The 12,907-nt window shown below is 44.1% G+C and carries 9 protein-coding genes, 1 tRNA gene and 2 rRNA genes; 6 read left to right on the top strand and 6 right to left on the bottom strand.

Annotated features, from left to right (window positions below; all coding sequences use genetic code 11):
- The 3 genes from aroC to H0S56_RS06825 form a co-directional block, all read right to left on the bottom strand.
- Window positions 1–1,095: a chorismate synthase gene (aroC, locus tag H0S56_RS06835; RefSeq protein ID WP_004280471.1), complete on the bottom strand. Its 1,095-nt coding sequence runs from the start codon at window positions 1,093–1,095 to the stop codon at window positions 1–3.
- A gap of 13 nt (window positions 1,096–1,108) precedes the next feature.
- Window positions 1,109–2,119, bottom strand: coding sequence for a 50S ribosomal protein L3 N(5)-glutamine methyltransferase (prmB, locus tag H0S56_RS06830; protein ID WP_044108320.1), 1,011 nt, complete (start codon window positions 2,117–2,119; stop codon window positions 1,109–1,111).
- Window positions 2,120–2,323: 204 nt separating this feature from the next.
- Window positions 2,324–2,710 (bottom strand): DUF1311 domain-containing protein, encoded by a 387-nt coding sequence (locus H0S56_RS06825; RefSeq protein ID WP_195725987.1) that lies wholly within the window; start codon window positions 2,708–2,710, stop codon window positions 2,324–2,326.
- Window positions 2,711–2,910: 200 nt separating this feature from the next.
- On the opposite strand from H0S56_RS06825, the gene H0S56_RS06820 reads away from it, so the two are divergent.
- From H0S56_RS06820 to H0S56_RS06795, 6 genes are all read left to right on the top strand, one after another.
- On the top strand, window positions 2,911–3,219 hold the full coding sequence (locus H0S56_RS06820) for a hypothetical protein (protein WP_004647105.1): 309 nt from the start codon (window positions 2,911–2,913) through the stop codon (window positions 3,217–3,219).
- Window positions 3,220–3,379: 160 nt separating this feature from the next.
- The gene (locus H0S56_RS06815) at window positions 3,380–4,756 is read left to right on the top strand and encodes an ABC1 kinase family protein (RefSeq protein WP_004280475.1); all 1,377 of its coding nucleotides are present in this window, start codon (window positions 3,380–3,382) and stop codon (window positions 4,754–4,756) included.
- Window positions 4,757–5,002: 246 nt separating this feature from the next.
- Window positions 5,003–6,289 (top strand): acyl-CoA dehydrogenase family protein, encoded by a 1,287-nt coding sequence (locus H0S56_RS06810; RefSeq protein WP_171054319.1) that lies wholly within the window; start codon window positions 5,003–5,005, stop codon window positions 6,287–6,289.
- Window positions 6,290–6,312: 23 nt separating this feature from the next.
- Window positions 6,313–7,512: an acyl-CoA dehydrogenase family protein gene (locus tag H0S56_RS06805; protein ID WP_004280477.1), complete on the top strand. Its 1,200-nt coding sequence runs from the start codon at window positions 6,313–6,315 to the stop codon at window positions 7,510–7,512.
- A 113-nt stretch (window positions 7,513–7,625) separates the two neighbouring features.
- The gene (locus tag H0S56_RS06800) at window positions 7,626–8,117 is read left to right on the top strand and encodes a GNAT family N-acetyltransferase (protein ID WP_004280478.1); all 492 of its coding nucleotides are present in this window, start codon (window positions 7,626–7,628) and stop codon (window positions 8,115–8,117) included.
- Window positions 8,118–8,241: 124 nt separating this feature from the next.
- Entirely contained in the window at window positions 8,242–8,823 is a 582-nt protein-coding gene (locus tag H0S56_RS06795; protein WP_086044746.1) for a lytic transglycosylase domain-containing protein, read from the top strand.
- Window positions 8,824–9,219: 396 nt separating this feature from the next.
- On the opposite strand, the gene rrf is transcribed toward H0S56_RS06795, so the two are convergent.
- The 3 genes from rrf to H0S56_RS06780 form a co-directional block, all read right to left on the bottom strand.
- Window positions 9,220–9,334, bottom strand: a 5S ribosomal RNA gene (gene rrf, locus H0S56_RS06790).
- Between the two features lie 216 nt (window positions 9,335–9,550).
- Window positions 9,551–12,444: ribosomal RNA gene (locus tag H0S56_RS06785) — 23S ribosomal RNA — on the bottom strand.
- A gap of 374 nt (window positions 12,445–12,818) precedes the next feature.
- Window positions 12,819–12,894, bottom strand: a tRNA-Ala gene (locus tag H0S56_RS06780).
- Between the last annotated feature and the right edge of the window lie 13 nt (window positions 12,895–12,907).

Below are 12,907 nucleotides of genomic sequence, written 5' to 3'. Positions count from 1 at the left end.
TTATTTAGGTTCAATCGGTGCAAATGGCGCAACTACATCGGCATTTTGCGCACGGTGACGCATGAAATGATCCATGAGTACTATCGCCAGCATCGCTTCAGCAATCGGGGTTGCACGCACACCCACACAAGGATCATGACGGCCTTTGGTCAACACATCAGTATCTTCACGCTCAATATTGATGGTTTTACCCGGCGTGGTGATAGATGCAGTCGGCTTCAACGCAATCGCAACACGAATGTCCTGACCGCTAGAAATACCGCCTAGAATACCGCCAGCATGATTGGCCAGGAAGCCTTCTGTGGTGAGTTCATCACGGCTTTCATGACCAAACTGTTCAGCAACGCCAAAACCATCACCGATTTCTACACCTTTAACGGCATTAATCGACATCATGGCATGCGCAATATCAGCATCCAGACGATCAAAGACTGGCTCGCCCCAACCGACTGGCACTTTAGATGCAATGATCTCCAGTTTAGCGCCACAACTGGTACCTTGCTCACGCAAAGACGTCACTAGCGCTTCAAAACGCGGTACTGCATCCACATCGCCACAGAAAAACGGATTGTTTGGAACTTCGTTCCAGTCCAGTTTCTCTGCTTTTTCAGTACCAATCTGGGTTACATGACCACGAATCTCAATGCCAAATTTCTCGAAAAGGAATTTCTTGGCAATTGCACCCGCAGCAACACGCATTGCCGTTTCACGCGCACTTGAACGGCCTCCACCACGGTAATCACGGAAACCATACTTTTGGGTATAGGTATAGTCGGCATGACCCGGTCGGAATGTCTGCGCAATATTGCCGTAGTCTTTCGATTTTTGATCCGTATTACGAATTAACAAACCAATTGAAGTACCGGTGGTTTTACCCTCAAACACACCGGAAATAATTTCTACTTCATCTGGTTCTTTACGCTGGGTTGCAAATTTCGATGTACCCGGCTTACGGCGGTCCAGATCTTTTTGCAAATCCGCTTCAGTCAGCTCAATGCCGGGTGGAACCCCATCGATGATGGCCATCAGGCCAACACCGTGAGATTCACCACAAGTCGTTACACGGAACAGTTGCCCTATACTATTACCTGCCATGTCAAACGACTCCTTATGCTTGAATAGACTGAATAAATAAATCGCGGTAAGTACGGCATTGCTCTGCAGTCAATGCAAAGATACCCGTACCACCTTTCTGGAATTGTAACCAGTAGAAATCAACCGAATTAAAGTTTTGGCGCATCGCCCATTCTGAGTTACCCACTTCGATCACGATCAGGCCATTCTCAGTCAGATAATCTGCAGCTTGAGCCAGCATTTTACGCACCAGATCCAGACCGTCCTGACCTGCAGCAAGCGCAAGCTCAGGCTCATGATGGAATTCCTCAGGCAAATCCGCCATATCTTCCGCATCGACATACGGCGGATTAGATACGATTAAATCGTATTGATTTTCGGCTGGAATTTTTTCGAACAAATCCGATTCAAGCAATGCGATCTGATATTGCTTGTCATGATGCTCAGTATTGATTTGCGCAACTTCTAAGGCTTCTTTGGAAATATCAGTCGCATCCACTTCCGCTTCAGGGAAAGCATAAGCCAAGGCAATCGCGATACAGCCTGAACCGGTACACATATCTAGAATACGTTGAGGCGTCTTTGGATTCGGGTTTTCCGGCAAGTTATTGACTGCCTCACCCATTTGACCATGTTCACCCAGGCAATACGGGGCAAAACGGTTTTGAATCAGTTCAGCAATCGGTGAACGAGGGATTAGCACGCGCTCATCAACGTAATAAGGTTTACCGTCGAAGTAAGCCAGGTTCAATAAATATGAAGTTGGTACTTTTTCATTAATACGGCGTTCCAGCAGACTTAAAAATTCGGCTTTTTCACTTGGTAATAATTTGGCATCTAAAATTTCAGCGTCCGCTTTCCATTCTAGCGACAGGGTTTGCAGCACTAGCGCTGAACTTTCAGCAAAATAATCTTCTGTGCCTTGGCCCAAATGTGCATCGTATTGACGTAATGCTGTCACACCAAAACGAATAAAATCACGAATGGTGGTTAAATTTTCAGCGGCTTCCTGCATATGTTCAGGGCTAATAGTCGGTCGATCCACTTAAGGCGTCTCCAAGGTCATTTTTTTAAACGCCTTATGATACCTTGTTTTGCCTGCTTTTATAATGCTAAAAGCAGGAAAAACACGAATTCTCTACGCCCACAAAAATTATAAAACTCCTGTTTTTGTGAGCGATTATTCAGATAAATGTTTACTTTATTCAGGGATGTTTCTGTTAAATGTCGATGCTAATACTATGATGATTTATCGGAACCCGGACGCATAAGAGCGGGATTGATAAAGATTGGCCTGATCCATGATCAAAGCCAGCATACATTGACCCTGTTGCTGCTTGGCATATTTTCCTGACATTCTAAAGTTACATTGCTGGGACAGTTTACGTTCCCACAATACATGCTGACTGCGGATAACTGCAGTCTGATTCGGATTCAATTTAAAATAAGTTTTATAGTTTTTCTTCAGACGTTTATTGTGAACTTTCAGCTCTTTTTCCAGGCATTTTTCCGCTTTGGGTGTATTACCATAACTAAAATTCATGCACTGTGTATATTCCTTGGAATACCCAACAGCAGCCTGTGTCTGAACCGCAGTACCCACAAAAATTGCAACTAAAAACCATGCAAGACGCATAACTTCCCCTTGACCGAAACCGGTACAATCCCAATAAATGTTTAACAATCAATATTGTTTAAATTATCCACTGATATTAACGCAGTCCAGACAAAAATCCTATGCCTTTCTCGGAATGAAAGATTAAACAGTTGCACAATTGAAAATTGGCACATGACCCACATATAATCCGCATTCAATCTTCAAATGAGCCCAGATCTATGAGCTATAAGCACAATAATCTTATGGCGATGCGCCAGAATTACTGGAATGATAAAGCCTCCAGTCAGGTGCAGCAAGAAAAGGTATTTTTGCAGTCGACCTTAATGCAACATGGCGTATTTACCAATGCGACATTGGACGATGCTAAATATCTGTTTTTTGGCTTGCCAAGTATTGTGATTGTAAAAGGCTATGCTTTGGGCTTCATGCATGACAGCGTACAGCGCCTGATTCATCAACATATTCAAACAAATAAACAACAGTTACAACAACGATCCGAATTAAAAATCCAATTTCAAATGGCATAATGCCCTGTCTAAACTGATACAAGTTGGTGAATAAATGAAAGCTTGTCTAGCTTTTACTATGAATTCAGCGGCTTAAACTTTTTTAATACGTGCAGAAACGCTACTATCCCTTACAATGATTTATTCTGCTTCATGCTGATGATGAAAGGATCGAGTTTACATGTCAGATCAGAACGATAAGCTTAAACAACTGAAAACCTCCTCTATGGATCGACGCTTATCGATCGCAAAGGCATCCTTGCTGGCAGGTACGCGTTGGGCGGCTTCTAGTGCAAGCTCCATGTTCTCAAGCGAAGAAGAAAAAGAAAAGAAACGTAAAAAAGCTATGAAAGAACAGGCCGATTATCTGGTCGCAGAAATTGGCAAGCTGAAAGGGTCTATCGTTAAAATTGGCCAGATGATGGCGCTATATGGTGAGCATTTTCTGCCAGAAGAAGTCACTCAGGCTCTCAATACCCTAAACAATCAGACGGTAGCATTGGCATGGCCAGCCATCAAGACCCAGTTACAGCAACAACTCGGTTCAAAACTCGACGATCTCACCATTGATCATGAACCTTTGGGCACAGCTTCTTTGGCACAGGTACATCGCGCTACCCGAAAATCTGATGGCATGGAACTGGTGTTAAAAATTCAGTATCCGGGTGTGGCAGAAGCGATTGATTCCGATATGAGCCTGTTTAAAAACATGCTGAAATTGACTCGCATCGTGCCGCAGACCCGCGAATTCGACCAGTGGTTCGATGAAGTCCGTGAGATGATGCACCGTGAAGTAAATTATCAGATTGAAGCAGATACCACGCGTCGTTTTGCGGCGCGTTTAAAAGATGATCCTCGTTATATCGTCCCAACCATTATTAATGAATATTGCTCAGATCGTGTGCTATGCATGACTTTTGAACGTGGTGTGCCGATCAATAGCCCGGTAATGTTATCCCTGCCCCAAGAACGCCGCAACCTGTTAGGTGAAGCGTCTCTGGAAATTGCAGTGCGTGAAATCTTCGAATGGGGCGAGATGCAAACCGATCCGAACTTTGGTAATTATCTGGTTCGTCTGGGCAATGGCGCAGATGTGCACGACAAGATCATTCTGCTCGACTTTGGCGCGATCCGCCAGTTTGACCAGCATCTGCTCAGTGTTGCGCGTAACCTGATCCAGGCAGGCTATCATCATGACTCGGATATGATGGTCAAGGCGATGACTGGTTATGAGTTTTTTGATTCGATTCCGCAAAGCATCAAACCGGATATGGCCAAAGTCTTTTTACTGGCCACCGAAGCGTTTAGTTCACCGCTAAATAATCAAGAATTGCCAGCTGGCATCATGGATGAACATAATCGCTATGACTGGAAAAAAAGCCAGCTGCATAGCCGTGTGATGCAACAGGCATCGAGATCTATGGCTTCACGTTATTTCAGTGTTCCACCCAAAGAATTTATGTTTATTAGCCGTAAATTTATTGGTGCCTATACCTTTATGACCGTGATTGATGCCAAAACCAATGTGCGTGCCATGATTAGACATCATCTCTCTTAAAATAAAATCTGCATTAAAAAGACCCGGATGATTTTGTCATTCGGGTCAATTTTTAGACATATTCGATTTTTTATATTTTTATCTTTCTTTTATTTTTCATTGATTTATTCCTCCATTTCTTCAATCCCCGAAACCTAAAAATTGTCAATCATTCGTGTCAGGGATGGCATGGTTTTATCTCTGAGTGCATGTCAGTATTAAAAAAAATAACGTGACAACACCTTTAGGATAATCAGAATGAATAATATGGTGAATAAAGCCCAAGGATTTGGCTTGTCCATACTGACCAAAATCGCGGGTAGCGAAGTATTAGACCAGTTAAAGCTGCGGAAATTTGTAGAAAAATCACTTTATCAAAGTTCAAAAGTAGGATTCAAAACCCTGAGTCAAACCCAGAAAATCCTGAAATCTGGCCAGAAGATTCAAAAACAGCGTCTGCCGCATCAGTCTAAATCCTTATTTGATCTAAACCTGACTGAAGAACAGCAAATGACCTGTGATGCCATGCAGCAATTTGCCCAAGAGGTGCTGTATCCCTTGGCGCATGATGCAGATCAGCATGAATTATTTCCCCATGAACTCTGGCAATACAGCACTGATTTAGGCTTGAATTTCTATGCCCTGCCTGAAGCATTGGGGGGCGTTGCATCGGAACAGAATATTGTCAGCAATATTTTAATCGCTCAACATTTGGCTCAGGGTGATTTCAGTCTGACGGCTGGCTTACTTTCGACTTTTAGTTTCATTAACGCCATTACCCGCTGGGGCTCAGAGCAGATTCAGTCAGAATATCTGGGCGCTTTCGCAGAGAATCCTGAGTTAAAGGCCACCTTTGCAGTGCAGGAAGAAACAGCAGCGTTTAACCCGGAGCAACTTAGAACCAAGGCTGTTGCACATCAGGGACATTATCTGATTCGGGGTCAAAAGACCTTAGTGCTCTTGGGAGAAAGTGCCGATCTCTATCTGGTCAGTGCTGATCTGGATGGCAGAGCTGAGGTCTTTGTGGTGCAACGCGACAGTACCATCACTGCGAAAAAATCGCCGGCTATGGGTTTAAAGGCCACTGAAACAGTCACGCTAAAATTTGAAAATACTCCGGCATATCGTCTGGGTGATGAAGATTTTGATTATCGTGCATTCGTAGATTTGGGCAATTTGATGTGGTGTGCGATGGCGGTGGGCACCTGTGAAGCAGTCAAAAAATACTGTGTGCAATATGCCAATGAACGTATCGCTTTTGGTGAACCGATTTCCCATCGTCAGAGTGTCGCCTTTATGATTGCCGATATGGCCATTGAAATTGATGCGATGCAAATGTTGATCTTGAATGCCGCCAGTCTGGCTGAATCCGGTCAAGCTTTCCATCGTGAGGCTTATATAGCGCGTCTGCTCTGCGCAGAAAAATCCATGAAAATAGGCACCGATGGTGTACAGATTTTAGGTGGTCATGGCTTTACCAAAGAACATCCGGTAGAACGCTGGTATAGAGACTTGAGAGCCACTGCCATTCTCCATTCTGGCTTGCATACCTGATCAGAACATAAAGAAGAACAATGATGAATCTACAAACTCCAAAAAAATTTAAGCTTTTAATTGATCAAGCACATGAAGTTGCCCTCAATGTTTTGCGTCCTATTTCACGTAAATACGACAAGGCTGAACATGCTTATCCGATAGAGCTAGACATGCTCGCTTCAGTCGTGGATGGCATGAACCAAGGTAGTGAAGGCATGAATGCTGGTGCAGCAGTCAATAAACGTGGCGATGCAGATACGACTAATAAAAATGGTATCAATATGTCTACCGCCCTAAGCATTATTGAAATGTGTTATGGCGATACTGGCTTATTACTCTCGATGCCACGCCAAGGATTAGGAAATTCAGCCATTGCAGCTGTTGCCAATGAGGAGCAATTGCACCGTTTTCATGAAACTTGGGCCGCCATGGCGATTACCGAGTCAGGTTGCGGTTCAGATTCCGCTGCAATTCGTACCACTGCAACCAAAGATGGTGATGATTATATTCTGAATGGTGAGAAGATTTTTGTAACCTCCGGAGAGCGTGCTGATGCAGTGGTCGTTTGGGCAACTTTGGATAAAAAACTGGGACGATCGGCAATTAAATCATTTGTGGTGACCAAAGGTACTCCAGGAATGAAGGTTGAACGACTAGAACATAAATTAGGGATTAAATCATCCGATACTGCCATGATTAGCTTTATCAACTGTCGAGTACCTGCAGCAAACTTGCTCGGTCATGCAGAAATCGATGTTGCTAAAGGCTTTGCTGGCGTAATGGAAACCTTTGATAATACTCGCCCGCTGGTTGCAGCCATGGCGATTGGTTGTGCGAAAGCCTCGCTGGAACGCATCAAGGAGATTTTTAAGGATCAACTGGACTCTACTTATGCCACACCGTATTTACAAAGCTCTAATATCGCAGCACAAATCTATCGTATGGAAGCTGAATGGGAAGCAGCACGCTTGCTGATGCTGAAGGCCGCCTGGATGGCCGATAATCACAAACCAAATTCATGTGAAGCATCTATTGCCAAAGCCAAGGCCGGTCGGATCGGTAATGAAATTACCTTAAAATGTGTCGAACTTGCGGCAGCCATTGGTTATAACGAAACTGAACTTTTAGAAAAATGGGCGCGTGATTCCAAGATTCTGGATATTTTTGAAGGCACCCAGCAAATTCAGCAACTGATTATTGCCCGTCGGGAACTAGGAAAATCATCGAGCGAATTAAAATAATGATTACTCATTAAGTAGCGAATTAAACTTACATGAGTTAATTAAACGATGGATTTTTTAAGGATTTAAGGTTATAAAAATTCATCGTTTTTTCAAAATAAAATCAGTCCAATATGTACTCTATTCGTCCTATTCAGCCTGAAGATAATGCCCAAATTGCAAACATTATTCGTCGTGTTTCCCAAGAATTTGGACTGGCAGCAGAATCTGGTTTTGCCGTAGGTGATTCTATTCTAGATGAGCTATATCAAGTTTATCAGCAACCAAAATCAGCTTACTGGGTTGTTGTGGATCAACAAAATAAAATTTACGGGGGTGGTGGAATTGCGCCATTAAAAGGTGATGCAACTATTTTAGAAATTCAGAAAATGTACTTTTTACCTGAAATTCGTAAGCAGGGTTTTGCCAAGAAAATTTTAGAATTATCCTTTGAATTTGCACTGGCCCATCAGATTAAGTCAGTCTATCTAGAAACAACTAAAGTGCTTTGGCAAGCGGTGAAACTTTATGAAAAATTCGGTTTTCAGCATCTTGATCACCCTGAAGGCAATACCGGACATAGTGAAGCCTGTGAAATCTGGATGCTAAAAAACCTTTCAACTTAGAGATTTTTTAGTAGATAGATAAAGTTTGTACATTAATAAAGTGCTTTCATCAGCAGCGAGCTTGACTCTTGTATATAGGCTGCCTAACATCGAAATACGTTTATTCAGGCATGGAATTCACAGTTTGTTTTTTTCTCATCTATTAAATCCAATTAAATCTAAACGTTCACTATTTAATTCTCATTCTTTTAAATTTTCTTCTATTTTATTGAGCACTTTTCTTTTTGCGGGTTGCTCATCTTTGGGCGGAGGCTCGGTAGAAAAGCGCGCAGCTAAATTATCTAAAGGCATTCAAACTGCTTACTCCACCCCATCCAGTACAGCTAATCGTGTTTCACCTTTAATTGTTCAACATGCACAAAATCAAGGTGTAGATCCGCTCCTAGTGGCGGCTGTGATTCATCAGGAATCTACTTATCGTAGCCAAGCAACTTCGCCAGCAGGTGCGGTAGGCTTGATGCAAGTGATTCCAAGATATTGGCAACAAACCTGCCCAGGTGATTTATACAATGAAAGCAGTAATATCCAATGTGGTACATATATTCTTTCTAAATATAATCAATCATCCGGTGACTGGAAGAAAGCGCTTGCCTATTATAATGTAGGTCCGTCAGGTTATGAAAATAATCGTAAAATGCGTAAACAAGGTAAACGTTATGCCAACCAAGTAAAACAGCATAAAAAAATGCTAAAAGACTCTCTCTAATGACTGAATAAAGAGAATTAATTTAACCATACTTAGGCTATTTTATTTAATATTTGGTAAATAGTAATCGCTAATTGTGTCCATTAAAGTTTTTACCATGAAAGTATACCTACAACCTATTAATCTCAGCCATGATATATATATTCAGCTAAAATAGTCTGCAATAAAAAACCAGCGATTCGCTGGTTTTTTATTTTGTAAGGTTTATAAGATCAGCTTGTAAACTCTTATAGCGCTAGTTTTACAGAGATCCCAATAGGTCAAACAAATTAACAGGAATTCTCTGTCTCAGAAGAATCTGATCAGCTTTGAGATAGATATATTAAATATCTTATCTAAAATTCCACGCACAAAAAAATCCCCCTCTGCTAATGCGGAGGGGGATTTCGAATAATGAGCTGGCGATGACTTACTCTCACATGGGTAACCCCACACTACCATCAGCGCTAAGAGGTTTCACTTCTGAGTTCGGGAAGGGATCAGGTGGTTCACTCTTGCTATGGTCGCCAGCACAACTGGTATGATTACTTACTGAGGTCTTATGGTTGCCTTAGCTTTCTTCAAATCTTGCACTCTGTTCAAAGCAGTGCTTTGAACATCGTTCATTAACAGGTATATCTGAGTTGCAGTAGTTTGTTCGATTAGCTTAACTAAATCAAGGCTTCGTCTGATCGTTAGATCAATATGAAATCAATTGATGCTTTATATACAACTGCTTGGGTGTTGTATAGTCAAGCCTCACGAGCAATTAGTATTGGTCAGCTTCACATATCACTATGCTTCCACATCCAACCTATCAACGTCGTAGTCTTCAACGGCTCTTTAGGAGACATAAAGTCTCGGGGAAATCTTATCTTGAGGTAGGCTTCCCGCTTAGATGCTTTCAGCGGTTATCCCTTCCGAACATAGCTACCCGGCGATGCCACTGGCGTGACAACCGGTACACCAGAGGTTCGTCCACTCTGGTCCTCTCGTACTAGGAGCAGATCCTCTCAAATTTCCAACGCCCACGGTAGATAGGGACCGAACTGTCTCACGACGTTCTAAACCCAGCTCGCGTACCTCTTTAAATGGCGAACAGCCATACCCTTGGGACCTGCTTCAGCCCCAGGATGAGATGAGCCGACATCGAGGTGCCAAACACCGCCGTCGATATGAACTCTTGGGCGGTATCAGCCTGTTATCCCCAGAGTACCTTTTATCCGTTGAGCGATGGCCCTTCCATACAGAACCACCGGATCACTAAGACCTACTTTCGTACCTGCTCGACTTGTGGGTCTCGCAGTTAAGCGCGCTTTTGCCTTTATACTCTACGCGTGATTTCCGACCACGCTGAGCGCACCTTCGTACTCCTCCGTTACTCTTTAGGAGGAGACCGCCCCAGTCAAACTACCCACCAGACATGGTCCTCGTCCCGGATAACGGGACAGAGTTAGAACCTCAATATTACCAGGGTGGTATTTCAAGGACGGCTCCATCGCAACTAGCGTCGCGACTTCAAAGCCTCCCACCTATCCTACACAAGTAAGATCAAAGTTCAATGTCAAGCTGCAGTAAAGGTTCACGGGGTCTTTCCGTCTAGCCGCGGGTACACCGCATCTTCACGGCGAATTCGATTTCACTGAGTCTCTGCTGGAGACAGCGCCCCCATCATTATGCCATTCGTGCAGGTCGGAACTTACCCGACAAGGAATTTCGCTACCTTAGGACCGTTATAGTTACGGCCGCCGTTTACTGGGGCTTCGATCAAGAGCTTCGCTTACGCTAACCCCATCAATTAACCTTCCAGCACCGGGCAGGCATCACACCCTATACGTCCACTTTCGTGTTTGCAGAGTGCTATGTTTTTAATAAACAGTTGCAGGGGCCTGGTTTCTGAGGCTGTCGGCCGCTCAAGGAGCAAGTCCTATCACAGACAACAGCGTACCTTCTCCCGAAGTTACGGTACCATTTTGCCTAGTTCCTTCAGCAGAGTTCTCTCAAGCGCTTTGGTCTACTCGACCTGACCACCTGTGTCGGTTTCGGGTACGATTCCTGTGTAACTGAAGCTTAGAGACTTTTCCTGGAAGCATGGTATCAGCCACTTCACTGTACAAGTACAGCTTGCTATCAGTTCTCAGCATAGAGTACCCCGGATTTGCCTAAGATACATGCCTACAACCTTCCACCTGGACAACCAACGCCAGGCTGACTTAACCTTCTCCGTCCTCTCATCGCATTACACAGAAGTATTGGAATATTAACCAATTTCCCATCGACTACGCCTCTCGGCCTCGCCTTAGGGGTCGACTCACCCAGCCCCGATTAACGTTGGACTGGAACCCTTGGTCTTTCAGCGTGCGAGTTTTTCACTCGCATTGTCGTTACTCACGTCAGCATTCGCACTTCTGATACCTCCAGCAGACTTCTCAATCCACCTTCATCGGCTTACAGAACGCTCCCCTACCACGCATAATAAATTATGCATCCGCAGCTTCGGCATATAGTTTTAGCCCCGTTACATCTTCCGCGCAGGCCGACTCGACTAGTGAGCTATTACGCTTTCTTTAAAGGGTGGCTGCTTCTAAGCCAACCTCCTAGCTGTCTATGCCTTCCCACATCGTTTCCCACTTAACTATAATTTTGGGGCCTTAGCTGGCGGTCTGGATTGTTTTCCTCTTGACTACGGACGTTAGCACCCGCAGTCTGTCTCCCGGATAGTACTCATTGGTATTCGGAGTTTGCATCGGTTTGGTAAGTCGGGATGACCCCCTAGCCGAAACAGTGCTCTACCCCCAATGGTATTCGTCCGAGGCGCTACCTAAATAGCTTTCGGGGAGAACCAGCTATCACCAAGTTTGATTAGCCTTTCACCCCTATCCACAAGTCATCCCCTGGCTTTTCAACGACAGTGGGTTCGGTCCTCCAGTTAGTGTTACCCAACCTTCAACCTGCTCATGGATAGATCACCTGGTTTCGGGTCTATACCCAGCAACTAAACGCCCTATTAAGACTCGGTTTCCCTACGGCTCCCCTATGCGGTTAACCTTGCTACTGAATATAAGTCGCTGACCCATTATACAAAAGGTACGCAGTCACCGAACAAGTCGGCTCCCACTGCTTGTATGCATGCGGTTTCAGGATCTATTTCACTCCCCTCACAGGGGTTCTTTTCGCCTTTCCCTCACGGTACTGGTTCACTATCGGTCAGTCAGGAGTATTTAGCCTTGGAGGATGGTCCCCCCATATTCAGACAAGGTTTCACGTGCCTCGCCCTACTCGACATCATCATATAAGCCCTTTCGTGTACAGGACTATCACCGTCTACGGTCGCACTTCCCAGAGCGTTCCACTAGAACTTATATGACTTAATGGGCTCTTCCCCTTTCGCTCGCCGCTACTGAGGGAATCTCAATTGATTTCTTTTCCTAAGGGTACTGAGATGTTTCACTTCCCCTCGTTCGCCTTGCAACACTATGTATTCATGTTGCAATACCTACCTTATGGTAAGTGGGTTTCCCCATTCAGACATCTCCGGATCACAGGATATTTGCCGCCTCCCCGGAGCTTTTCGCAGGCTATCACGTCTTTCTTCGCCTCTGACTGCCAAGGCATCCACCACATGCACTTAATTACTTGACTATACAACCCCAAACAGTCGTTTGATCCTACAAGTAGATCAACCAACATAACAGTTTAGAGCACTGTGCACTTAAGCACCGTACAGCTTCAATTAGATTCATATACCAAAACGCTTGATTCAGTTAATTTCGCTAGTTCTCATTCAATCACTTCAACAATCAATCTTGCGATCTCTTGTTTCCGCTCTTGTATGAGTATGAACAAATTATTTCAACTCAAATATATTCTGTTAATGATTTAATGCATCCTCGTCGGACTGCATTACTGTGATAAATCACAGAGCTTAATAACAATGCCGCGCATTATACGCCGCTTTCTTACTAAGCTCTATAAGCTATCAAACCGTTTGCTTATTACGTATTCGAACGAATACGTGGTGGAGACTAGGAGAGTCGAACTCCTGACCTCCTGCGTGCAAAGCAGGCGCTCTACCAACTAAGCTAAGTCCCCAGCTTATCAATAA

Source organism: Acinetobacter lwoffii (assembly GCF_015602705.1).
In the GTDB taxonomy this organism is placed as follows: domain Bacteria; phylum Pseudomonadota; class Gammaproteobacteria; order Pseudomonadales; family Moraxellaceae; genus Acinetobacter; species Acinetobacter lwoffii_E.
This window is presented reverse-complemented; position numbering and strand designations above follow the sequence as displayed.